The organism is Isoptericola halotolerans (assembly GCF_003003075.1).
Taxonomy (GTDB): Bacteria; Actinomycetota; Actinomycetes; order Actinomycetales; family Cellulomonadaceae; genus Isoptericola; species Isoptericola halotolerans_A.
Map to the genome: position 1 here is coordinate 105,225 of NZ_PVTX01000009.1, position 22,903 is coordinate 128,127.

The window sequence follows — 22,903 nt, forward strand, 5'->3', positions numbered from 1 at the left end:
TCGGTCAGCTCGTGCCCGTCGACCCGGCGTTGGAGCGCGATCGTCGAAGCGTTTCAACACGCTAGCCTGTCTCCATGCCCGGTGTCCAGCGTCGAACGACCGCGCCCTCCTCCCCGACCGAACCGCCCCTCGAGACGCGCTCTCAGCCGCACCAGTCCAGGCATCCCGCTCCACAGGCACGCGACTCGGGCCGCGGCGGCGACGGCGCTCCCCCGTCGGACGACCGCAGCCTCCATCGACTCTGGTTCGACACTCCGGCAGCAGATTGGATCGAAGCGCTTCCGGTCGGCAACGGGCACCGCGGCGCCCTCTGCGCCGGCCGTCCCGGGACCGAGCACCTGTGGCTCAACGACCTCACCGCCTGGTCCGGGCTGCCCGGCGCCGACCCGCTGTCCGGGGTCGCCGCCCGCGGACCGGCGCACCTCACCGCGGCGCGGGCGGCACTCGCCGGCGGTGACGTGCGCCGCGCCGAGGACCTCCTGGCCCGGATGCAGAGCCCCTGGGTCCAGGCCTACCTGCCCCTCGCGGCGCTCGACGTCGCCGTCCGGGCCGCCGGTGCCGCACCTGACGACGCCCACCGTGCCGCGCCGCTGCCGGTGCGGCGCGAGCTCGACCTGCGCACGGCCGTCGCCACCCACACCTGGACCTCGCCCACGACCGGCCGCGTCGTCCAGGAGACGTGGGCCGACGCGGCCGCCCCGGACGGCGGCCCGATCGTCCACACCGTGCACGCGGAGCATCCCGTGCGCCTCGAGGTCGCGCTCAGCAGCCTCCTGCGCCCGACCGACGACGCGACCCCGGCCGCGACCGCGACCGTGGCGCCGTCGTCGGGCACGCGCGGCACGCTGCACCGCACGTGGCACCTGCCCGTCGACGTGGCCCCTGGCCACGAGGACGTCCCCGAACCCGTGCGCTACGACACCGCGCACGGCCGGCGCGGCCACGTGACGGTCGCCGCCCTCGACGACCCCGACGCGCACGTCGCCGCCGGCACCCTGCGCACCTCCCCTCGTCGGCAGCACACACTCCTCATCGACACGAGCACGACGCCGAGCCCACCGAGCGCGCAGGTCGACGGCCTGCGCGTGGACCGCTCGACCACCGACGACCTCCGCGAGCAGCACGTCCGGGCCCACGCCGCGCTCTACGACCGCTTCCACCTGGACCTGCCCAGTGCTTCCGGCGCCGACGCCCTGCCGACCGACGCCCGCATCGCGGCAGCCGTCGACCGCCCCGATCCGGGGCTCGCCGCGCTGGCCGTGCACCACGGCCGCTACCTGCTGATGTCCTCCTCGCGTCCGGGTGGCCTGCCGGCTACCCTGCAGGGCGTCTGGAACACCGAGCTGCCGGGGCCCTGGTCGAGCGCCTACACCCTCAACATCAACCTCCAGATGGCCTACTGGCCGGCCGAGGTCACGGGCCTGCCCGAGTGCCACGAGCCGCTGCTGCGCTTCGTCGCCGGGCTCGCCGCCGGGCCGGGTGCCGCCGTCGCGCGCGACCTGTACGGCACGCGCGGCTGGGTCGCGCACCACAACTCCGACGCCTGGGGGCACGCCGCACCCGTCGGGGCCGGGCACGGCGACGCGTCCTGGGCCATGTGGCCCTGGGGCGGGGTGTGGCTCGCCCAGCACCTGTGGGAGCACCACCAGTTCGCCCCCGACCTGACGTTCCTGCGCGACGCGGCGTGGCCCGTCCTCGCCGGCGCAGCCCGGTTCGTCCTCGACTGGGTGCAGACCGGCACCACCGAGGGCGCCGGGAGCGCCTGGACCTCGCCCTCGACCTCTCCGGAGAACCGGTTCGTGGCCGACGACGGCGCCCCGGCCGCCGTGACGACGTCGGCCACGATGGACGTGGCCCTCGTCCGAGGGCTCGCGGCGACCTGCCGCGCCGCGGCCACCGAGCTCGGGCTCGGAGGTTGCGCCGGCGAGGCGGAGACGTGGCTGCGCCGGCTCGAGGAGGTCGCCGCGGCGCTCCCCGACCCGCGGGTGGACGGCCGGGGCGCGCTCGCCGAGTGGGCTGCCGACCTGCCCGAGGCCGAGCCCGAGCACCGGCACCTGTCGCACCTCGTGGGCCTGTTCCCGCTCGGCACCCTGGACCCGGTGACGACGCCGGAGCTCGCCGCGGCGGCCACCCGCAGCATCGAGCGGCGGGGGCCCGAGTCCACCGGCTGGTCCCTCGCCTGGCGGCTGGCCCTGTGGGCCCGGCTGGGCGACGGTGCGCGCGCCCACGACCAGGTGCTCCTCGCGCTGCGGCCCGCCGGCGGCGAGGGGGCGGGTCACCGGGGCGGCATGTACCCCAACCTCTTCAGCGCGCACCCGCCGTACCAGCTGGACGGCAACTGCGGGCTCACCGCCGGTGTCGCCGAGATGCTGCTGCAGTCGCACCGCACCACCGACGGGCTGGTCCGCCTCGACCTGCTGCCCGCCCTGCCCGACGCGTGGCCCGACGGATCGGTGCGCGGCCTGCGCGCGCGGGGCGGCGTCGTCGTCGACCTGGCCTGGCGGGCCGGGCGCCTGACCGCCGCCGGGCTGCGCGCCTCGGCCGCGACGTCCGTCGTCGTGCACCGTCCGGGTGAACTCGCCGAGGCCGCGCCGGTGCACCTGCCGGCGGGCGCTACCGTTTCCCTCACCGAGGGTGCCGACGTGCACCCCACCACGAGGAGCTGAGGAATGGCCACGATCGAGGACGTCGCCCGGGCCGCCGGGGTCTCGGCGTCGACCGTGTCGTACGTGCTGTCCGGCAAGCGGTCCATCTCCCCGCCCACGCGCCGACGCGTCGAGCAGGCCATCGCCGAGCTCGGCTACCGGCCGCACATGGGCGCCCGGGCCCTCGCCTCGAACCGGACCCACGTGATCGGGCTCATGGCACCCCTGCGCTCCGGGGTCGACGTCTCGGTGATCATGCAGTTCGTCACCGGTGTCGTCACCCGGGCGCGCGGGTTCGAGCACGACGTGCTGCTGCTCACCCAGGACGACGTCGGAGGGCTCGAACGCGTCGCCGCAGGATCCATGGTGGACGCCGTCGTCGTGATGGACGTCGAGGCGGACGACCCGCGCATCCCCGTGCTCGGCTCCCTGCGTCAGCCGACGGTGCTGATCGGTCTGCCCCGCGACGCGGGCGGCCTGAGCTGCGTCGACCTGGACTTCGAGGCCGTGGGGGCGCTGGGAGCCCGGCACCTGGCGGACACGGGGCATCACGACGTCGCCCTCCTCGGATCGCCGCCCGAGGTCATGGACCGCCACACCTCGTACGCCGACCGGGTGGTGCGCGGGTTCACCGCCACGGCCTCCGCCCGCGGTCTCGCGGCCACCGTCGAGCCGTGCGGGTCCAGCCCGGCCGGCGCCCAGCAGGCCGTCGACGCCGTCCTCGACCGGGCGCCGGGCACCACGGGCCTGGTCGTGCACAACGAGCGGGCGCTGCCGCACGTGCTGGCCCACCTGCGCGAGCGCGGACGCGTCGTCGGACACGACACCTCGGTGGTGGCGGTCTGCCCGGCCGACGTCGCACTCTCGCAGGCGCTGCCCATGACGAGCATCGACATCCCGGCCGAGCTCATCGGGTCCGTCGCCGTCGAGATGGTCATGGCGCGGCTCGAGGGCGAGCAGCCGGCAGAGACCCGGCTGCTCGCCCCCGTCCTCACCGAACGGGCCAGCGGGACCCCCGGCCCCGCGGCGCTGCCCGTCACCCCTTGATGGCCCCGAAGATGACGCCCTTGGTGAAGTGGCGCTGCACGAACGGGTAGACCAGCAGGATCGGCACGACCGCCAGCACGAGCACGGCCATCTTGACCGGCAGGCCCGTCACGGCCCCCGTCGCGACGTCGATCTGCCCGGCCCCCGACCCGGGCAGCGTCGCCCCCTGCAGCACGTACGAACGGAGCACGAGCTGCAGGGGCCACTTGGCGTTGTCGTTGATGTAGAGCATCGCGTTGAAGAACGCGTTCCAGTACCCCACCCCGTAGAACAGGGCCACGACGGCGATCGCCGCCTTGGACATCGGTGTGACGATCTGGAACAGCACCCGCCAGTCCCCCGCGCCGTCGATCCGGGCGGCGTCGGTGATGGCCGGGTCGATCCCCATGAAGAACGACCGCAGGATCAGCACGTTGAAGGCGGAGACCGCCGTCGGCAGGATCAGCGCCCAGTACGAGTCGATGAGCCCCAGCGCCGAGACCAGCAGGTAGGTCGGGATCATCCCGGCGCCGAAGAACATGGTGATCAGCAGGACGAACAGCAGCGGCCGGTGGCCGAACGACCCGGGCCGGGAGAGCCCGAACGCCGCCAGCACGGACACCACCGTCGACAGCAGGGTGCCGACCGCGGTGATACCGATCGACACCAGCGCCGCCCGGGTGACGATGCCGCCCGAGAGGATCTGCTCGTAGGCCGCCAGGGACAGCTCGCCGGGGACGGTGACCAGGCCGCCGGAGCGCGTCACGTCCGCCTGCGTCGAGACGCTGGTCAGCATGATCGTGTAGAGCGGGAAGGCGACGGCCAGCACGATGAAGGCCAGCAGGACCACCTTGCCGGTGAACCCCAGCGGTCCCGGAGCCTCCTCCCAGACGGGCCGGTGCTGGGACCGGCGACGGCGCCGAGCCGTCGCCGGGCGTGCGGTCGGCCCGCCGGTCGCCGCGTCGGGCTCCCCGTCCGTGGACGGAGCAGGTCGGTGTGTCGTGGAAGTCATGCGCGCTTGTACACCCCCGCCTCGCCGAACAGATGGGCGAGCTTGTTGGCGCCGAGGACGAGCACGAGCGAGACGACACCCTTGAGGAGCCCGGCCGCCGCGGCGAAGGACCAGTCGCCGTTGATGACGCCCTGGTAGTAGACGAACGTGTCGAGGACCTCGGAGGCGTCCACGCCGACCGCCCCTCGTTGCAGGATGAGCTGCTCGAAGCCGACCGTCAGGGCGTCGCCGAGCCGCAGGATGAGCAGCAGGATGATGACCGGTCGCAGCGCGGGCAGCGTGACGTGCCAGATGCGACGCCACCGGTTCGCACCGTCCACCACGGCCGCCTCGTAGAGCGCCGGGTCGACGGTGGACAGGGCCGCCAGGAAGATGATCATCCCCCAGCCGGCGTCCTTCCAGACGCTCTGCATGGTGATGAGCACCAGGAACGTGTCCGGGTCGGTCATGAGGTCGAACCCGTCGTACCCCAGGTCTGCCAGCCGCTGGGCCACGAACCCCGCCCCGCCGAACAGCTGCTGGAAGACGGTGACCACGATGACCCACGAGAAGAAGTGGGGCAGGTAGACGATCGACTGGATCGTGGTGCGTACCCTGGGCGTCATCACGCTGTTGAGCAGCAGCGCCATGACGATGGGCACCGGGAAGAAGAACACGAGCTGGAACGCCGTGATGAGCAGGGTGTTGCCCACGGCGTGCCAGAACGCGTCGTTGACGAACAGGCGCTGGAAGTTGTACCACCCGACCCACTGGCTGTCCGCGATCCCGAGGAACGGTGAGTAGTCCTGCCACGCCACGACGTTGCCCGCGATGGGGATGTAGGCGAAGACGGCCAGCAGCAGAACGGCCGGCATCGTCATGAGGATCAGCGACCGGTCGCGGGCGAGCCGTGCCCGCCACGAGACCTTCCGGCGGGGCTGGACCGCGCCGGCTCGTCCGGATCCCTCGTCGACGACGACGGCGTCGCCTGCGGTCGCGAGCGCGGGGGCGGCGGTGCCGGCCGCGGCGCTCGCGGCGGTCGGTGCGACCGTCGCGAGCGCCGGGTCGTCCGCGTCCCCCCGTCCGCGGACGTCCTGGGAGGAGCCGTGCGTCACTGCGCGTCCAGGATGTCCTGGTAGAACTGCCGCAGCTCGTCGCCACCGGAGGTGCGCCACGTCTCGACGGCCTCGTCCATGTCCGCCATGGACTTGCGGCCGCGGGCGATGTCCTTCTCGAGGTCCGGGAACGGCGCGTCCAGGGCGGCGAACCGGCTCGGCTCGCTGATCTGCATGCCGTAGAACAGCGGGTCGGCGAGGTACTGGGCCGCGTCGGCCATCCACGTGCAGTAGTCCTCGACGAACCCGGGGTACTGCACCTTGGTGTTCACCACGGGCGGGTCCACGAGGAACGTGTAGGTGGGCTGGAGCTCGGTCGCGGCGAGATCGGTCGGCACCGGCAGCCCGTCGCCGTCGGTCTCGTAGTGCACGCCCTCGACGCCGAAGTTGACGAGGTGGTACTCCTCGGTGCCGAACGGGGCCGCGAGGAAGTCCGCGACCGCGAGCAGCTCCTCGATCCTGGCCGGGTCCTCGTTCTTCTTGAGGAAGGAGAAGATGTTGGCCGGGGAGCCCTTGTAGAGCACCGGGGTACCGCCGTCGGCCGCGATGGGAGCGAACGCCTGCTGGTCGTAGCCGGGGTTCGACTGGAGCTGACGCGAGAGCGCCTCGTGCCAGCCGCCCACGCCGTCGGTCGCGATGAGCGACTCGCCGGACTCGAACCGCTGCTTGGACTCCTCGGTCTTGTCCGCGACGGCGTCGGGGTGGACGGCGCCGGAGGCGTAGAGCTCGACCTGCCACTCGAGCGCGGCGCGGTACTGCTCGGTCTCGATGCGGTGGACCAGGTTGCCGGCGTCGTCCTGCGTCCACTTCTCGGGCACGGCGAACATCATCGTCGCGGCGGTCCAGAGGTCCTCGCAGCCCCAGCGCTGGTCCCCGGGGCTGGTGAGCTCCTTCGCCAGGTCGGCCAGTCCCTGGGCGTCCGTGGGCTGCTCGGTGATGCCGAGGCCCTCCAGGACGTCCCTGCGGTAGAAGATCGCGTTGTTGATGACCTCGCCGGGGAACGGCAGGGCGTACAGCTTGTCGTTGAAGACGCAGAACTTCCACACGTCCGTCGGGATGTTGGCGAGGTTCTTGTACTTCTCGACGTTGGCCCCGGAGAGGTAGGGGGTCAGGTCCTCGAAGAGTCCTTCGACGGCCTCGGTGAACCGCGGCGGCACGTTCCAGGTGGGGATGCTGACCCAGTCCGGGACGTCGTCGGCGGAGGCCAGGACGGCGGCGAGCTTGTCGCCGTAGGTGTTGCCGTCGGAGATCTGGAACCGGAGCGTCGAGCCGAGCGCACCGTTGACCGCGTCGTAGTACTGGTTGCCCTCCGTGGGCGGGATGGTGCCCCACAGCGGCGTCATCGCCGTGAACGTGCCGCCGGAGCCCGGCGGCGCGGAGAACGCCTTGACCAGGTCGCCGGGGATGGAGGAGTAGCCGGCCGTGGAGCCGTTGACGCTCGGGAAGTCAGGGGCGATGTACTCGATCGGCAGGTAGTTCGGCAGCACGCCGGCGCTCACCGAGCCGCCGCCGCCGGCCGAGCCGACCGCACCGCCACCGTTGCCGCAGGCGGCGAGCAGCGTCGGCGCGCCGATCGCCGCGGCACCGAGTCCCATCAGGCCGAGGAACCCTCTGCGGCCGACCCGGTACCGGGTCGGCGGGATTCCGGGAGACTTCGTCGTCATGCGGACACTCCTTCGTGGACACCACGGCACCCGGTGGCGCCGTGCAGACAACTGCTCCGCGATTCTCCGTCGAAGCGCTTCGACTAGGAAGGGTAGCCATCTCGAGCGCCCCTGACAACACCTCGACGCACATCGACGCCCGGGCCCTGTGCGGCCCGGACGTTCGTGGGGTGGGCTCACCGACACGTGGTTCGCGCCGCGGCGCACGCCCGCGTCGCCCATGCCGTAGGGTCTGCCCACGCACCCTTCACCGGCCCGTGCAGTCGAACCGTTTCGACCTTGATGGAAAGGATCACGCCGTCGTGACCCACCCGTTCCGCGACCCCACGCTGCCCCTGCACGACCGTGCGCGCGACCTGCTCGGGCGGCTCGACCCGGGCGAGCGCGTCGCCATGCTCCACCAGGTCTCCCCCGGCGTCGAGCGTCTGGGGCTGGCCCCGTTCCGCACCGGCACCGAGGGCCTCCACGGGGTGGCCTGGCTGGGCACGGCGACGGTGTTCCCGCAGCCGGTGGGCCTCGCCGCGACCTGGGACACCGAGCTCCTGCGCCGGGTCGGCGACGCCGTCGCGACCGAGGTGCGGGCCAAGCACGCTGCCGACCCCACGATCAGCCTCAACGTGTGGGCACCGGTCGTGAACCCGCTGCGCCATCCCCGCTGGGGCCGCACCGAGGAGGGCTGGTCGGAGGACGCCCACCTCACGGCCCACCTCGGCGGCGCCTTCGCCGCCGGCCTGCGCGGCGACCACCCGGCGGTCTGGAAGACGGTCCCGACGCTCAAGCACTTCCTCGCCTACGGCCACGAGACCGACCGCGCCGTGACGAGCTCGAACCTGACGCTGCGCACCCTGCACGAGCACGAGCTGGCCGCGTACCGCGGACCGGTCGAGGCGGGTGCGGTCGGAGCCGTCATGCCTGCCTACAACCTCGTCGACGGCCGGCCCTGCCACGTCTCCGGCGAGCTGTTCGACGAGCTGCGCCGTTGGGCCGACGCATCGCTCGACGGCTCGCTCGCCGTGGTCTCCGACGCCGCGGCGCCCACCAACCTGGTCACCGGCGAGCGCTACTTCGACGACCACGTCACCTCCCACGCGGCGGCCCTGCGCGCCGGCGTGGACTCCTTCACCGACAACGACGCCGACGCCGGACCCACCGTCGCGCGGATCACCGCGGCCCTGGACCGCGGGCTCCTCACCGCCGAGGACGTCGACCGGGCCGTGCTCCGGCTCCTCGAGCTGCGCCTGCGCACCGGCGAGCTCGACGGCGACGCCGACCCGTACGCCCGGATCGGGCCGGACGCGCTCGACCTGCCTGCTCACCGGACGCTCGCGCAGGAGGCCTCGTCCCGCGCCGTCGTGCTGCTGCGCAACGAGGGCGTCCTGCCGCTCGGGAGGCCGGCAGCGCCGACCCGTGTCGCCGTCGTCGGCCCGCTCGCCGACCGCGTGCTCACCGACTGGTACTCCGGCACGCCGCCCTACGCGGTGGACGTCGCCGCCGCGCTCCGCGAGCGGTGGCCCGGTGCGGAGGTCACCGTGGCGACCGGCGCGGACGTGGTGGCGCTGCGCTCGACCACGGCGCACGCCTACCTGACGGTCAGCGAGGACGGCGACGCCGGTCCGGTGCTGGCGGCCTCGTCACCCGACGCGGCGCCCGCCACCCACCTCGAGGTCACCGACTGGGGAGACGGCCTGCTCACGCTGCGCGCGGTGGCCCGGGACCGCCTGCTGACGGGTGCCGGATGGATCGTGCGCGCCACCGCCACGCGGGTCGGCGGCTGGGTCGCCCAGGAGAGCTTCCGCCGCCACCACCACACCGACGGCACCTGGTCCCTCCAGCACGTCGGCTCCGGCCGGTGGCTGCGTGTGCAGCACGGCTCCGGCCTCGTCGTCGCGGAGGCGCACTCCCCCGCCGAGGCGGAACGCTTCACCGCGCGCACCGTCCGCTCGGGCCACGCCGACGTCGCCACGGCGGCCGCCGGGGCCGACGCCGTCGTCGTGGTGGTCGGCAACGACCCCCACCTGGCCGGCCGGGAGACGGAGGACCGTCCGCACCTGCGCCTGCCCGACGCCGCGGTCGAGGTGTGGCGCACGGCCCGCGAGGCGCACCCCGACGCCGTCCTGGCCCTCGTCTCGAGCTACCCGTACGTGCTGGGCGCAGAGACTGCCGACGCCCGCGCGGTCCTGTGGTCCTGTCACGGCGGCCAGGAGCTGGGGCACGGGATCGGCGACGTGCTCGCCGGTGACGTGGAGCCCGCCGGCCGCCTCGCCCAGACCTGGCCCGCCGCGGGGGCCGACCCGGGGGACCTGCTCGACCACGACCTGGCCGACCAGCACGCCACCTACCGGTTCGCCGACGCCGAGCCCGCCTTCGCGTTCGGGCACGGACTGACCTACACGACGGTCGAGTACACCGACCTGGTCCTCGAGCGGTCCGACGTCGACGCCCCCGCCCCCACGCACGCGCACCCGGCGTACGGCGACGTCCCGGCGGCCCCGGCACGCAGCGTCCGGGCACGGGTCTCGCTGCGCAACACCGGCGCCCGGCCCGCGCACGAGCTCGTGCAGCTCTACGTGCTGGCCGGCGAGCTCCCCGTGCCCGGTCCGCGGCGGCTGCTCGTCGCCCACGAGCGCGTGGTGCTGGAGCCGGGCGAGGCCCGCGAGGTGACGCTGGCCTTCGACGTCGCGCGGCTCGCCGTCTGGGACGTGGCCGAGCTGCTGCCCGGCGCCCCGGCGGACTGGGTCCACGCCGGGGCGCTGCGCGTCCAGCCCGGGTCGTACACCGTGGCGGCGGGGACCTCCGCCGCGGAGCTGCCGGTCCGGGCCGCGCTCCGCGTCACGGGCTCGGCCCCGCGGGTGCGCAGGATCGTGGACGAACCGCTGCAGGCCCACGCGTTCCACGCCGGCACCGGCGTCGTCGTCGGCGACCTGAGCCGGGAGGCCGGAGCCTGCGTCGAGGTCCCCGCCGGCGGGTCGCCGGGCGTCGTGCGGTACGACGGAGTGGACCTCGACGGGTGCAGCACCGCGCGCCTGCGCCTCGCCGCCACCCGGACCGCCGCCTCCCCGGTGCGCCTGGACTGGCGGCCCGCCGGGGAGCGGCACGCTCCGTGGCTTCCCCTCGCGACCGCCGTTGTGCCGCGACCCGTGGGCGTCGACAGCCGCTACCGCTGGCAGGAGGCTGCGGCAGCGCTGCACGAGGCGCCCGTGGGGCCCGTCGACGTCCGGGTCACCCTCCCCCCGGGGGCACGGCTCGCGGCGATCAGCGCCTGAGCCTCAGACCGTCCGCCCGCCCCGGCACACGTGCCGCACCGCCAGGTCGCGATCGGTCACGACGAGGTCGGCGCGTCGACCGGCGACGAGCCCGCCGACGTCGTCGAGCCCCAGCACCCCGGCCGGCACCCACGAGGCGCACCGCACCGCCGCGGCGAGCGGGACGCCCGCCGCCACCGTGGCACGGACGACGTCGACGAGGTGGGCGGTGCCGCCGGCGATCGCGCCACCCTCGGGGTGGTCCGCGTCGACGACACGGGCGACGCCGTCGGTCACGGTGACCGACATCGGACCGAGCTCGTAAGCGCCGTCCGCCATGCCGGCGGCGGCCATCGCGTCGGTGACGAGCGCGACCTGGTCGACGCCCACCGTCTGGAGCACCGTACGGACCAGCGCAGGGTCGAGGTGCACGCCGTCCGCGACGAGCTCCACGACCAGGTCGCCCCGGCGCGCCGCGGCCAGGCACGCGGGGATCGGGCCCGCTTCCCGGTGGTGCAGCGGCCGCATGGCGTTGAACAGGTGCGTCGCCGTCATGCGCCGCGGCACCTCGGCCTCCCGCAGCCGCGCGACGACCTGGGCGACCAGGTCCTCGGCCTCCTGCGTCGTCGCGTCGGTGTGGCCGATCGACGGGACGACGCCGGCGCGCACCAGCGCGTCGGCCACTCCGCCCGCCCCCGCGACGCCCTCGACGTCGGGGGCGACGGTCATCGTCCGCAGGTGCCCGCGGGCCGCCTCCACCAGCTCGCGCACCAGCGTGACGTCGCCCGCCAGCAGGTGGGCGGGGTCGTGCGCCCCGCGTCGGGCGGGCGCCAGGAACGGGCCCTCCGCGTGGATCCCGGCCAGCTCTCCGGCGTCGGCCAGGTCGGCCAGGAGCGCGGCCCGGTCCAGGAGCGTCGCGCGGTCGGCCGTGACCAGCGAGGCGAGCATCGTCGTCGTGCCGTGCCGGCGGTGCTGGTGCACCGCGGTGAGCGCCTCGTCGTAGGTCGTGGCGTCCGGGAAGCTGGCGCCCCCACCCCCGTGGTCGTGAAGGTCCACCAGACCCGGGAGCACGTAGGTCCCCGGGGGCGGCTCCTCCGCGGCCAGCACCGCGTCGCCGACGCCCGCGGCAGCCGCGTCCTCCAGCGGCCCGACCCAGACGATGCGGTCGCCGGCGACCACGACGGCGGCGTCCGGGACCAGCCCCGTGGGCGTGACGACGTCCCCGCGGACGGCGAAGACAGCGGGCGCGGCGGGAGGATCCGTCGGCACGGGCGTGGGTTCGAGGGCCATCCCTCCATCCTGCACCACGCCCGCGGGGTTAGGAAACTGCCCTGCCAAACAGCCTAGAAGAGGCGGGACTCCGGGTCGTCCACGCCTCGCATCGCGTCGTAGTCCAGGAGGAGGCAACCGATCCCCCGGTCCGTGGCGAGCACCCGGGCCTGCGGCTTGATCTCCTGTGCGGCGAAGACGCCGCGCACCGGGGCCAGCAGCGGGTCCCGGTTCAGCAGGTCCAGGTAGCGCGTGAGCTGCTCGACACCGTCGATGTCGCCCCGGCGCTTGATCTCGACGGCCACCGTGCCGCCGTCGGGGTGCTTCGCGAGGATGTCGACCGGGCCGATCGCCGTCATGTACTCGCGGCGCACGAGGGTGTGCCCCGTCCCGAGGAGCTCGATCTGGGCGGCGAGCAGCTCCTGCAGGTGCGCCTCGACGCCGTCCTTCACGAGCCCCGGGTCCACGCCCAGGTCGTGCGACGAGTCGTGGTGCACCTCGTGCAGGTCGATCTCCAGGCGGTCGTCCGACTTCTGGTGCTGCACCGTCCACACGGCGGTCACCCCGCGGGCCGCGGCTTCGGCGTCCGGCGCGGAGACCGCGAGCGTGCAGGGCGGGCTCATCCAGTTCAGCGGCTTGTACGACCCGCCGTCGGAGTGCAGCAGCACGCTGCCGTCGCTCTTGACGACGAGCAGCCGGGTGGCCTGCGGCAGGTGCGCGGTGAGTCGGCCGGTGTAGCGAGCCGAGCAGCGAGCGACGACGAGTCGCACGGTCCCCCTTCGGGTGCTGTGTGGTCGGTCAGACGACGAGGCCGCGGCGACCCGGAGGGGCGGACTCGAGCCACGACGCGAGACCGGCGTACGCGCCGGACGACATCGTCAGCTCGAAGTCCACGCCGTCGTAGCGGCAACGGACCAGGTACTGGTCCACCTGGCCGGCCTGGTCCAGCGGCGCACGACCGGTCACGGTGAGCCGGTCGCGGTGCCAGGTGCGGGTCGGTCGCGGCGCGAGCGACCAGCAGCGCCACCAGTCGATCCGGCCCACCCCGTACTGGGCGATGCCGGCCGACCACGGTGCCTGCGGTCGGGCAGGCCTCGCACCGCACGGGAACGAGCCCACGCGGCGCGAGAGCGTGTGCAGGCGCGACGCTCCGAGCACCAGCCCGAGGGCGAGCACCACCGCGATCGTGATGACGATCCCGAGCGCGTACCCCACCGTGCTCCCCGCCTCAGGCCAGCGCGCTCTCGCGGCCGGAGACCTCGGTGATCTCGTCGACGACGATCGTGACGACGTTCGCGTCCACCGAGACGAAGCCTCCGCTGACCTGCGCCTCGACCGCCACCTGTCCAGGTGCGGTGGAGACCTTCACGATGCCCGGCCGCAGCACGGCGAGCAGCGGCGTGTGGCCGGCGAGGATGCCGATCTGACCGTCGGCGGACGGTGCGCTGACCTCGCGCGCCGCGCCGGACCAGACCTTGCGGTCGGCTGCGACGAGGTCGACGTTCAGCTCTGCCATGTCGGGCTCCAGAGTTCTTCAGTCGAGGATGGGAGGTCGTCCTGCCGGCCCGTTGCCGGGCCGGCAGGACGACGCGGGGGCGTCCGAGGACGAGGGCTCAGGCCCCGTACTCCTTCTGGATCCGCGCCCAGTTCTGCTCGAGGTCCTCGAGCCCACCGATGTTGTAGAAGGCCTGCTCGGCCACGTGGTCGTACTCGCCCTCGGAGATCTTCTTGAACGCCTCGATGGTCTCGCTCAGCGGCACGGTCGAACCCTCGACGCCGGTGAACTTCTTGGCCATGTAGGTGTTCTGGGAGAGGAACTGCTGGATACGACGCGCACGCGCCACCAGCGTCTTGTCCTCCTCCGAGAGCTCGTCCACGCCGAGGATCGCGATGATGTCCTGCAGCTCCTTGTTGCGCTGGAGGATCTGCTTGACCGTGGTCGCGACCTCGTAGTGCTCCTGACCCACGTACCGCGGGTCCAGGATCCGGGACGTCGAGGTGAGCGGGTCGATCGCCGGGTACAGACCCTTCGAGGCGATCTCTCGCGACAGCTCGGTCGTCGCGTCCAGGTGGGCGAACGTCGTGGCCGGCGCCGGGTCCGTGTAGTCGTCGGCCGGGACGTAGATCGCCTGCAGCGAGGTGATCGAGTGACCGCGCGTCGAGGTGATGCGCTCCTGCAGGATGCCCATCTCGTCCGCGAGGTTCGGCTGGTAGCCCACCGCGGACGGCATGCGGCCGAGCAGCGTCGAGACCTCGGAGCCCGCCTGCGTGAAGCGGAAGATGTTGTCGATGAAGAGCAGCACGTCCTGCTTCTTCACGTCGCGGAAGTACTCCGCCATCGTCAGCGCCGAGAGCGCCACGCGCAGACGCGTGCCCGGCGGCTCGTCCATCTGGCCGAAGACGAGGGCGGTCTTGTCGAAGACACCGGCCTCGTCCATCTCGGCGATCAGGTCGTTGCCCTCACGGGTGCGCTCGCCGACACCGGCGAACACCGACACACCACCGTGATCCTGAGCGACACGCTGGATCATCTCCTGGATGAGGACGGTCTTGCCGACGCCCGCACCACCGAAGAGACCGATCTTGCCGCCCTGGACGTACGGGGTCAGCAGGTCGATGGACTTGATGCCGGTCTCGAACATCTGAGTCTTCGACTCGAGCTGGTCGAAGGCCGGCGGCTTGCGGTGGATCGGCCAGCGCTCGGTGACCTCGAACTTCTCGCCCTCGGCGAGGTTGAGGACGTCGCCCGTGACGTTGAAGACCTTGCCCTTGGTGACGTCACCGACGGGCACGGAGATCGGCTCGCCGGTGTCCGTGACCACGGCGCCGCGGACGAGACCGTCGGTCGGCTTCAGCGCGATCGCGCGGATCAACGAGTCGCCGAGGTGCTGGGCGGTCTCGAGCGTGAGGGTGAACTTGTTCTCCCCCTCGCCCATCCCCGTCAGGTCCAGCTCGACGGTCAGGGCGTTGTAGATGTCGGGGATCGAGTCCTCGGGGAACTCGATGTCGACGACAGGGCCGATCACGCGGGCAACACGGCCAGTTGCCGGCTCAGCCGGGGCCGCGCCGCGTGATTCCACGGTAGTGGCGGTCATTGCTTGCCTCGCTTCGAAAGGTTCGGGTGTGAGTTCGTCGGTCGACGGCGTCGTGCGCGGGTGGTCGTCACGATGCCGCGAGGGCGTCGGCACCCGAGACGATCTCGCTGATCTCCTGGGTGATGTCCGCCTGGCGGGCCTGGTTCGCCAGGCGCGTGTAGGTACGGATCAGGTCCTCGGCGTTGTCCGTCGCCGTGTGCATCGCGCGCTGGCGGGAGGCCAGCTCGGAGGCCGCGGCGTCGAGCATGAAGCTGAAGATCCGGCTGCGCACGTACCTCGGGAGCAGGGAGTCGAGCACCTGCTCGGGGGACGGCTCGAAGTCGTAGAGCGGCAGCGTCTCGTGCTCGCCGGGGACGGCGACGCCCTCGACGACCTCGAGCGGCAGCATCCGCACGACGCGCGGCCGCTGGGTGACCATGTTGACGAACTGCGTGTACACGACGTGCAGCTCACCCACACCACCCTCGGCCACCGGCGCGAGGAACGCTCCGAGCAGCGTGTCCGCGATCTCCGCGGCCGTGTCCGACTGCGGGTGGTCCGAGCCGTACGACCACTGCCCGGCCAGCTCGCGCCCGCGGTAGCGGTAGAACGAGATCGCCCGCCGGCCGGCGGCGTAGAGGGCGACGTCCTTGCCCTCCGCCGTCAGCTGGGCGACGAGACGCTCCGACTCACGGATGAGCGACGCCGAGTAGGAGCCGGCCATGCCACGGTCCGACGCGATCACGAGGACCGCGACACGGTTCGTGTCGGGCCGCTCGCTCGTCAACGGGTGGTCGGTCGACGTGTGCGTCGCGACCGCCGAGACGGCGCGGGTGATCGCCCGCTCGTACGGCGCCGCCGCCGCGGTGCGCCCCCGCGCCTTGCTGATGCGGGACGCCGCGATCAGCTCCTGCGCGCGGAACATCTTCTTCAGCGACTGCGTCGACTTGATCCGCTGCTTGTAGACGCGCTGGGATCCTCCGGCCATACGATCAGGCCTTCTTCTGCACGACGAGCTGCTCCTGCTCGACGTCGGACTGCTCCGCCGCGGTGTCGCCACCGACGAGCGGGCTGCCATCACCCTTGAGGAACCCGTTGCGGAAGTCGTCGACAGCCGCGGCGAGCGCGTCCTCGGTGTCCTGCTCGAGCTTGCCGGTCTTCTCGATCGTGCCGAAGACGTCGGTGTTGCGGCGCAGGTGGTCGAGCAGCTCGGACTCGAACCGCTTGACGTCCGGCACCGGGACGTCGTCGAGCTTGCCCTTGGTGCCGGCCCAGATGGACGCGACCTGCTCCTCGACGGGGTACGGCGTGTACTGCGGCTGCTTGAGCAGCTCCATCAGCACCGCACCACGGGCGAGCTGGCCGCGCGAGGCCGCGTCGAGGTCGGAGGCGAACATGGCGAACGCCTCGAGCGAGCGGTACTGGGCGAGCTCGAGCTTCAGCGTGCCGGAGACCTTCTTCATGGCCTTGACCTGCGCGTCACCACCGACTCGGGAGACGGAGATACCGACGTCGACCGCCGGGCGCTGGTCGGCGTTGAAGAGGTCCGACTGCAGGAAGATCTGCCCGTCGGTGATGGAGATGACGTTGGTCGGGATGAAGGCGGACACGTCGTTCGCCTTGGTCTCGATGATCGGCAGGCCCGTCATCGAGCCGGCACCGAGCTCGTCCGAGAGCTTCGCGCAACGCTCCAGCAGGCGGGAGTGCAGGTAGAAGACGTCACCGGGGTACGCCTCACGGCCCGGCGGACGACGCAGGAGCAGCGAGACGGCACGGTAGGCGTCGGCCTGCTTCGACAGGTCGTCGAAGATGATGAGGACGTGCTTGCCGTCGTACATCCAGTGCTGGCCGATGGCCGAGCCCGTGTAGGGGGCGAGGTACTTGAAGCCGGCCGGGTCGGACGCCGGCGCGGCCACGATCGTCGTGTACTCGAGGGCGCCGGCCTCCTCGAGCGCACCGCGCACCGAGGCGATCGTCGAGCCCTTCTGACCGATGGCGACGTAGATGCAGCGAACCTGCTTCGTCGGGTCGCCGGACTCCCAGTTGGCCTTCTGGTTGATGATGGTGTCGACCGCGATCGCCGTCTTGCCGGTCTGGCGGTCACCGATGATCAGCTGTCGCTGGCCGCGGCCCACGGGGATCATCGAGTCGATCGCCTTGATGCCGGTCTGCAGCGGTTCGTGCACCGACTTGCGCTGCATGACGCCGGGCGCCTGGAGCTCCAGGGCGCGACGTCCGTCGGTCTCGACCTCGCCGAGGCCGTCGATCGGGTTGCCCAGCGGGTCGACGACGCGACCCAGGTAGCCCTCGCCCACCGGGACCGAGAGCACCTCGCCGGTGCGGCGGACCTCCTGGCCCTCCTCGATGCCGGTGAACTCGCCGAGGACGACGACACCGATCTCGCGGACGTCCAGGTTCAGCGCGAGGCCCAGCGTGCCGTCCTCGAAACGGAGCAGCTCGTTGGCCATGGCGCCGGGAAGGCCCTCGACGTTGGCGATACCGTCGGCGGCGAAGGTGACGCGACCGACCTCCTCGGTCACCGCGCCCTCGGGCTCGTAGGACTTCACGAAGCTGTCCAGAGCGGCGCGGATCTCCTCCGGCCTGATCGTCAGCTCAGCCATTGCTCTTCTCCTGTCGTGGCCGCGTCTGCGACCGAACGTTCATCTGCGCCGACCGGTGGCCGGCTGGGCGTCGAATGGATCAGCCGGCCAGCCGGCGACGGGCGTCAGCCAGGCGGGACAGCACGGTGGAGTCGACGACGTCTGCGCCGACCTGGATTCGCAGCCCGCCGACGACGGCCGGGTCGACCGTCACGTTGAGCTGCACGGGGCGGCCGTAGGCGCGCTCGAGGATCTCGCCGAGACGCTGCTCCTGTGCCACGGTCAGCACCGAGCCGCTCGTCACGGTGGCGACGAGGCGCCGGCGACGTTCGGCCGCCACGTCCCCGTACCAGGTGAGGGTCGGCACGAACCGGCGACCCCGCAGCGTCGTGGTGGCGCGACGCACCAGCGCCAGCGTGACCTCGTCGACCTTGCCCTCGACCAGCGCGTCGACCAGTGCCGTGCGGCGGGCCGGGTCGGTGGTCTCGTCCGACAGGATCTGCCGGGCGTCACGCTGACCGACCAGCGCACGCGTCAGGTGGAAGAGCTCGTCCTCCACCGTCTCCAGCGCACCCCGCGACTCGGCCCCGGCCAGCAGCGCGTCGACGCCGAGGCGCTCGACGGCGTCGACCAGGTCGGCGTCGTGCGACCAGCGCGACCGGGCGAGACCCGACACGAGGTCGACCACGCGCTCGTCGAACCCGCCGGCCAGCACGGCCGACACGACACGTGCCTTGTCCTCGCCGTTCCGCGACGGGTCCCCGAGCGAGCGGCGCAGCGCAGCGGACCCGTCGAGAGCGGTCACCACGGCGAACAGCTGCTCGCCGAGCGTGACCGACTCGCCGGCCGCAGACCGCAGCACCGGCTCGAACCGCTCCTGGGCCGCTGCCAGCGATGCTCCGCTCGTCCCTCGCATCAGACCTCCTTGACGCTCGTCGTCGCCGACTGGTCGGCCTCGAGCTCGTCGAGGAACCGGTCGACCACGCGCGACTGGCGGGCGGAGTCCTCGAGGGACTCGCCGACGATCTTCGACGCCAGCTCGGTGGCCAGCGTGCCCACCTCGGCCCGCAGCGAGACCGCCGCGGACTGGCGCTCGGCCTCGATCTGACGGTGCGCGGTCTCGACGATGCGCGACGCCTCCTCGTTGGCCTTCGTCTTCAGCTCCGCGACGATGGCCGTGCCCTCGGCACGTGCCTCCTCGCGGGTCCTCGACGCCTCGGCGCGGGCCTCGGCCAGCTGCTGGTGGTACTCCGCCAGCGCTGCCGCGGCCTCCTCCTGCGCCTTCTCGGCCTTCGCGAGTCCTCCCTCGATCTTCGCCGTGCGCTCGTCCAGGACAGCCTGGAACCGAGGCAGCACGTACTTGTAGAAGACGACGGCGATGACGATCATGACGACCGACGACCAGATGATGTCGTACCAGGCAGGCAGGAAGAGGTCGATCCCCTCCGCTGCCGTGTCCTCCGCCGCCACGATGATCGGGGCGGCGGTGTGCGCCGCCGCCATCACGCGGCCGGGAAGAGGAAGCCGGCGACGAGACCGAGGAGCGCGAGGAGCTCGACGAACGCGACACCGAGGAACATGGTGGCGCGCAGCTGGCCGGCGACCTCGGGCTGGCGGGCCATGCCCTCGATGGTCTTGCCGATGAGGATACCGAGACCGATGCCGGGGCCGACGGCGGCGAGGCCGTAGCCGACAGCGTTGAGGTTACCGGTGACCTCGGCGAGGGTGGTGACGTCCACTGGGTTTCCTTCCGTTGGGCGTCGGACCGGCGGTCCGACGTCGCTGACTTGCGTCTTGGTGTGGTGGGCGTTGTCGAGTCAGGGAGCCGACCGGAGGGTCAGTGCTCCTCCTCCAGCGACAGGGAGATGTAGACCGCGGCGAGCAGGGCGAAGATGTACGCCTGCAGCCCCGCGACCAGAAGTTCGAACAGGGTGATGGCGAACCCGCCGACGAGCGTCAGCGCACCGATCCCCTTGAGAGCCGGGGCCGCCTCGAGCAGGAAGAACTGCGTCGCGGCGAAGCACAGCACGAGCATGATGTGCCCGGCGATCATGTTGGCCGCGAGTCGCAGCGCGAGCGAGAGCGGGCGGACCACGAGGATCTGCAGCGCCTCGATCGGCGTGACGATCAGGTAGATCGGCCACGGGATCCCCGGCGGGAACAGGTTGTTCTTCAGGTAGCCGCCCAGCCCGTGCTGCCGGATGCCCACCCACCAGTAGGTCACGAAGACCCACAGGGCGAGCACCAGCGGCAGGCCGATCCGGGCGGTGCCGGCCATGTTGAGGAACGGGATCACACCCGTGAGGTTGAAGACGAGGATCGCCAGGAAGATGGTCGTCAGCATCGGCACGAAGCGCCGTGCGTTCACCTTGCCGAGGATCTCCTCCGCGATCTGGACCCGGACGAAGTCGAGGATCATCTCGATCGCGCCCTGGAAGCGACCGGGCACGAGCTTGGCCCGGCGAGCGGCCACGACGAAGACCGTGAGCAGGAAGATCATCGCGACGACGCGGATGATCCAGATCCGGTCGATCTGGAAGATCGTGTCCTCGAACAGGATCGCCGGGGGGAAGAACTCGTCGATGGACGGCACGTGGAAGCCGCCCTCACCTTCGGTGGCGGCGAGCAGCGTGGGGGTCGCTGACGTAAACAGGAGGACTCCCGGAGGTCGATGGTCTTCTCGGCGCATACCCCACGGAGTGGGCACGCCGTCGGACCTGGCCGTCATGGATTCGGGTACAGCCTACCGGATGCTCGGCCGTGCTCCGACACTCTCCACGGCCGACCGAGGCTGGAATCCTGCGCCTTGTGAACGACGGCACTTTCTTCGACCGGCGCGCCGTCCCGACACGGGCGACGACGCGGCGCTCAGGTCTGGACGTAGGGGATGCGAGCGCCCTTGACCGCCTGGTAGTCGAGCAGCGCGGAACCGATCGCCCCGATCGCCAGCACGACGAAGAGCACGTACGGGTCGTAGAAGTCGGCACCCCGCAGCACGGCCAGGACGACGACCAGCACCACGATCTTCGCCAGCCACGCACCCATGACCACACCCGCCATGACCGTCGGGGGCTTGCCCACCGTGCGCTGCATCGACCAGACGGTCGTGCCGCAGAAGAACGCGGCGAGGCCGGCGCCCACGAGAGCGCCCCAGACACCAGGCAGTCCGGCGACGAGCGCTCCCACGGCGCAGCCGAGGACCACCAGCGCGCCGACGAGGAGCAGCGTGGACCGCATGGCGCGGCGCAGCATGGCCCGCTCGCCGGCCTGGACCTCGTCGAACGAGCGCCCCGACGTAGCGGGCTGCTGGTCCGCGGTCTCGTCAGGGTTGTCCGGGACGGGTGGCTGTGCGGTCATGGTCCGACTCCTTCGGCTGCGGTGTCACGGTGGGAGGTGGTCCTGCGCCCCGGGCGACCTGAGCGGTCTGCGCCGCCTGCGCGGCCGCGACCGCCCGGGCGGTGGGCAGCGCGCCCGAGGCGACGTCGTCGTCCAGGAAGCGGCCCCGCGTGCGCAGCGGGCCGAGCGTCAGCAGGAGGGCGACGACGACCGCGACGAGCAGCCAGACGAGGACCACCTGCCAGCGCCACCGGACGAACGCCGACGCGCCGAACGCGAACACCGCCGTCCAGACGTAGAGGATCAGCACGGCGCGGCGGTGCGAGTGCCCGAGCGCCAGCATCCGGTGGTGCAGGTGCATCCGGTCCGGGGCCATGGGCGACTTGCCCGCGGCCAGCCGCCGGACCACGGCCATCGTCATGTCGAGCAGCGGCAGCATCACCACGGCGAGCGGCAGCAGCAGCGGGATGAACAGCGGCGCACGCTGGGCGCCGGACAGCGCGTCGGTGATCGTCGGGTCGATCCGCCCGGTCACCGAGATCGCGGCACCGGCGAACACCAGGCCCAGCACCATCGACCCGGAGTCGCCCATGAAGATGTGCGACGGATAGAAGTTGTGCGGCAGGAAGCCGAGGCACACGCCCACCAGCACGGCCGTCATCATGGCCGCGAGGCTCGAGAAGTCCGTCGGGCTCGCCTGCGTGGTGAGCGAGTAGGTGTACAGGAAGAACGCCGAACCACCGATCGCCACGATGCCCGCCGCCAGCCCGTCGAGCCCGTCGACGAAGTTCACGGCGTTCATCGCCACGACGACGACGAGCACGGTCACGAACAACGACAGCCTGGCCGACGGGATCGTGAGCCCGCCGGGGGTGGGCAGCGACGTGAGCTGGACCTGGTTGAACGCCATGAAGCCGGCCGCGAGGACCTGGCCGGCCAGCTTGGTCATCCAGTCGAGGTCCCAGACGTCGTCGGCCCACCCGAGCAGGCAGACGATGACCGCGCCCCCGACGATGCCGAGCACCTGCGGCTCCTCGGCCACCCCGTCGAGGAACGGCATCTGGCCGGCGAGGAGCACGGCGACGACGATCCCCAGCAGCATCGCCAGGCCGCCGAGGCGCGGCGTCGGCAGCACGTGGACGTCCCGGGCCCGGACGGCGGAGATCGCGTTCGTCCTGTTGGCGACCCACCGGGCACCGGGGGTGGCCAGGTAGGTCACCGCCGCGGCGATCAGCATGACCAGGAGGTACGCCCTCACCCGGCCGGCACCTCGCCCTGCTCCTCGCCCGTGTCCCCGCCGGGCTCCTCGCCCGCGCCCAGCACGGGCGCGACCGCACGGAGCTGCTCCAGGGACACGGCGCCGTCGCGCACGACGCGCAGGTGCTCGCCGGTCGCGTCGACGATGGTCGAGGCCACGCCGCCGGGCGCGGTCCCGCCGTCGAGGTAGCACGTGACGGCGTCGCCGAGCTGCTCGAGGGCGTCGGCGGCCTCGAGCGCCGCGGGACGACCGGTGCGGTTGGCGCTGGAGACCGCGAGCGGCCCGGTCCGGCGCAGCAGCGCGAGCGCGGCCTCGTGGTCCGGCATGCGCAGCGCCACGGTGCCGTTCGTCTCGCCCAGGTCCCACTGGAGCGACGGCTGGGCGCGCAGGATGATGGTGAAGCCGCCGGGCCAGAACGCCTCGACGAGGGCGCGCGCGGCGTCGGGCACCTCGGTCGCCAGCCCGTCGAGGGTGCGCGCGTCCGGCACGAGGACCGGTGGCGGCATCTGGCGCCCCCGGCCCTTCGCCGCCAGGAGCGCGGCGACCGCGTCGGCGTCGAAGGCGTCGGCCCCGATGCCGTAGACGGTGTCGGTGGGGAGGACCACCAGGCCACCGCGGGAGATCGCGTTGACCGCCTCGTCGATGCCGGGTCCCCAGGTGTTCGCGTCGGTGACGTCGTGCAC

20 protein-coding genes are annotated in these 22,903 nt (G+C 72.4%); 3 read left to right on the forward strand and 17 right to left on the reverse strand.

Features of this window, described 5'->3' with window-relative positions:
* Window positions 1-74 precede the first annotated feature (74 nt).
* Entirely contained in the window at window positions 75-2,666 is a 2,592-nt protein-coding gene (locus BCL65_RS13520; protein WP_106268885.1) for a glycosyl hydrolase family 95 catalytic domain-containing protein, read from the forward strand.
* Between the two features lie 3 nt (window positions 2,667-2,669).
* Window positions 2,670-3,692, forward strand: a complete 1,023-nt coding sequence (locus BCL65_RS13525; protein ID WP_106268887.1) for a LacI family DNA-binding transcriptional regulator — start codon at window positions 2,670-2,672, stop codon at window positions 3,690-3,692.
* On the opposite strand, the gene BCL65_RS13530 is transcribed toward BCL65_RS13525, so the two are convergent.
* From BCL65_RS13530 to BCL65_RS13540, 3 genes are read right to left on the reverse strand one after another with little or no spacing between them, the layout of a single operon-like run.
* Window positions 3,682-4,683, reverse strand: coding sequence for a carbohydrate ABC transporter permease (locus BCL65_RS13530; protein WP_243401050.1), 1,002 nt, complete (start codon window positions 4,681-4,683; stop codon window positions 3,682-3,684). The two genes, BCL65_RS13525 and BCL65_RS13530, sit on opposite strands and share 11 nt — an antisense overlap.
* Window positions 4,680-5,777, reverse strand: coding sequence for an ABC transporter permease (locus tag BCL65_RS13535; protein WP_243401051.1), 1,098 nt, complete (start codon window positions 5,775-5,777; stop codon window positions 4,680-4,682). Before BCL65_RS13535 ends, BCL65_RS13530 begins: the two co-directional genes overlap by 4 nt.
* Entirely contained in the window at window positions 5,774-7,441 is a 1,668-nt protein-coding gene (locus BCL65_RS13540) for an extracellular solute-binding protein (protein ID WP_106268889.1), read from the reverse strand. Before BCL65_RS13540 ends, BCL65_RS13535 begins: the two co-directional genes overlap by 4 nt.
* A 302-nt stretch (window positions 7,442-7,743) precedes the next feature.
* Between BCL65_RS13540 and BCL65_RS13545 the strand changes: the two genes are divergently transcribed.
* Window positions 7,744-10,704, forward strand: a complete 2,961-nt coding sequence (locus tag BCL65_RS13545; protein WP_243401052.1) for a beta-glucosidase family protein — start codon at window positions 7,744-7,746, stop codon at window positions 10,702-10,704.
* A gap of 3 nt (window positions 10,705-10,707) precedes the next feature.
* Here the strand turns inward: BCL65_RS13545 and BCL65_RS13550 are convergent, their stop codons facing one another.
* The 14 genes from BCL65_RS13550 to BCL65_RS13615 all read right to left on the reverse strand — a co-directional run bounded on the left by BCL65_RS13550 (window position 10,708) and on the right by BCL65_RS13615 (window position 22,903).
* Entirely contained in the window at window positions 10,708-11,973 is a 1,266-nt protein-coding gene (locus BCL65_RS13550; protein ID WP_106268891.1) for an N-acetylglucosamine-6-phosphate deacetylase, read from the reverse strand.
* A 53-nt stretch (window positions 11,974-12,026) separates the two neighbouring features.
* The gene (gene nucS, locus BCL65_RS13555; RefSeq protein WP_106268893.1) at window positions 12,027-12,722 is read right to left on the reverse strand and encodes an endonuclease NucS; all 696 of its coding nucleotides are present in this window, start codon (window positions 12,720-12,722) and stop codon (window positions 12,027-12,029) included.
* Between the two features lie 28 nt (window positions 12,723-12,750).
* Complete coding sequence (locus BCL65_RS13560; RefSeq protein WP_106268895.1) at window positions 12,751-13,167, reverse strand: DUF2550 domain-containing protein; 417 nt, start codon at window positions 13,165-13,167, stop codon at window positions 12,751-12,753.
* A gap of 13 nt (window positions 13,168-13,180) precedes the next feature.
* On the reverse strand, window positions 13,181-13,468 hold the full coding sequence (locus BCL65_RS13565) for a F0F1 ATP synthase subunit epsilon (protein WP_106268897.1): 288 nt from the start codon (window positions 13,466-13,468) through the stop codon (window positions 13,181-13,183).
* Between the two features lie 97 nt (window positions 13,469-13,565).
* A complete protein-coding gene (gene atpD, locus BCL65_RS13570; RefSeq protein WP_106268899.1) occupies window positions 13,566-15,047 on the reverse strand; it encodes a F0F1 ATP synthase subunit beta in 1,482 nt (493 codons plus the stop codon).
* A 67-nt stretch (window positions 15,048-15,114) separates the two neighbouring features.
* A complete protein-coding gene (locus BCL65_RS13575) occupies window positions 15,115-16,014 on the reverse strand; it encodes a F0F1 ATP synthase subunit gamma (protein WP_106268901.1) in 900 nt (299 codons plus the stop codon).
* A 4-nt stretch (window positions 16,015-16,018) separates the two neighbouring features.
* Complete coding sequence (atpA, locus tag BCL65_RS13580; protein ID WP_106268903.1) at window positions 16,019-17,647, reverse strand: F0F1 ATP synthase subunit alpha; 1,629 nt, start codon at window positions 17,645-17,647, stop codon at window positions 16,019-16,021.
* Window positions 17,648-17,726: 79 nt separating this feature from the next.
* The gene (locus BCL65_RS13585; protein ID WP_106268905.1) at window positions 17,727-18,542 is read right to left on the reverse strand and encodes a F0F1 ATP synthase subunit delta; all 816 of its coding nucleotides are present in this window, start codon (window positions 18,540-18,542) and stop codon (window positions 17,727-17,729) included.
* Window positions 18,542-19,129: a F0F1 ATP synthase subunit B gene (locus tag BCL65_RS13590; RefSeq protein ID WP_106268907.1), complete on the reverse strand. Its 588-nt coding sequence runs from the start codon at window positions 19,127-19,129 to the stop codon at window positions 18,542-18,544. The genes BCL65_RS13585 and BCL65_RS13590 overlap by 1 nt, the downstream gene beginning before the upstream one ends.
* Entirely contained in the window at window positions 19,129-19,365 is a 237-nt protein-coding gene (locus tag BCL65_RS13595) for an ATP synthase F0 subunit C (protein WP_098464265.1), read from the reverse strand. The genes BCL65_RS13590 and BCL65_RS13595 overlap by 1 nt, the downstream gene beginning before the upstream one ends.
* A gap of 98 nt (window positions 19,366-19,463) precedes the next feature.
* Complete coding sequence (atpB, locus tag BCL65_RS13600; protein WP_106268909.1) at window positions 19,464-20,315, reverse strand: F0F1 ATP synthase subunit A; 852 nt, start codon at window positions 20,313-20,315, stop codon at window positions 19,464-19,466.
* A gap of 179 nt (window positions 20,316-20,494) precedes the next feature.
* Window positions 20,495-20,983, reverse strand: a complete 489-nt coding sequence (locus BCL65_RS13605) for a hypothetical protein (RefSeq protein ID WP_106268911.1) — start codon at window positions 20,981-20,983, stop codon at window positions 20,495-20,497.
* Entirely contained in the window at window positions 20,949-22,220 is a 1,272-nt protein-coding gene (locus BCL65_RS13610) for a glycosyltransferase family 4 protein (RefSeq protein ID WP_106268913.1), read from the reverse strand. Before BCL65_RS13610 ends, BCL65_RS13605 begins: the two co-directional genes overlap by 35 nt.
* On the reverse strand, window positions 22,217-22,903 hold the full coding sequence (locus BCL65_RS13615) for an L-threonylcarbamoyladenylate synthase (RefSeq protein WP_106269072.1): 687 nt from the start codon (window positions 22,901-22,903) through the stop codon (window positions 22,217-22,219). Before BCL65_RS13615 ends, BCL65_RS13610 begins: the two co-directional genes overlap by 4 nt.

What these genes read in the sequence shown, in the direction of transcription:
- BCL65_RS13520 (WP_106268885.1), top strand. Translation starts at nt 75, where the DNA reads ATGCCCGGTGTCCAGCGTCGAACGACCGCGCCCTCCTCCCCGACCGAA.
- BCL65_RS13525 (WP_106268887.1), top strand. Translation starts at nt 2,670, where the DNA reads ATGGCCACGATCGAGGACGTCGCCCGGGCCGCCGGGGTCTCGGCGTCG.
- BCL65_RS13530 (WP_243401050.1), bottom strand. Translation starts at nt 4,683, where the DNA reads ATGACTTCCACGACACACCGACCTGCTCCGTCCACGGACGGGGAGCCC.
- BCL65_RS13540 (WP_106268889.1), bottom strand. Translation starts at nt 7,441, where the DNA reads ATGACGACGAAGTCTCCCGGAATCCCGCCGACCCGGTACCGGGTCGGC.
- BCL65_RS13550 (WP_106268891.1), bottom strand. Translation starts at nt 11,973, where the DNA reads ATGGCCCTCGAACCCACGCCCGTGCCGACGGATCCTCCCGCCGCGCCC.
- BCL65_RS13565 (WP_106268897.1), bottom strand. Translation starts at nt 13,468, where the DNA reads ATGGCAGAGCTGAACGTCGACCTCGTCGCAGCCGACCGCAAGGTCTGG.
- atpD (WP_106268899.1), bottom strand. Translation starts at nt 15,047, where the DNA reads ATGACCGCCACTACCGTGGAATCACGCGGCGCGGCCCCGGCTGAGCCG.
- BCL65_RS13575 (WP_106268901.1), bottom strand. Translation starts at nt 16,014, where the DNA reads ATGGCCGGAGGATCCCAGCGCGTCTACAAGCAGCGGATCAAGTCGACG.
- atpA (WP_106268903.1), bottom strand. Translation starts at nt 17,647, where the DNA reads ATGGCTGAGCTGACGATCAGGCCGGAGGAGATCCGCGCCGCTCTGGAC.
- BCL65_RS13585 (WP_106268905.1), bottom strand. Translation starts at nt 18,542, where the DNA reads ATGCGAGGGACGAGCGGAGCATCGCTGGCAGCGGCCCAGGAGCGGTTC.
- BCL65_RS13590 (WP_106268907.1), bottom strand. Translation starts at nt 19,129, where the DNA reads ATGGCGGCGGCGCACACCGCCGCCCCGATCATCGTGGCGGCGGAGGAC.
- atpB (WP_106268909.1), bottom strand. Translation starts at nt 20,315, where the DNA reads ATGCGCCGAGAAGACCATCGACCTCCGGGAGTCCTCCTGTTTACGTCA.
- BCL65_RS13605 (WP_106268911.1), bottom strand. Translation starts at nt 20,983, where the DNA reads ATGACCGCACAGCCACCCGTCCCGGACAACCCTGACGAGACCGCGGAC.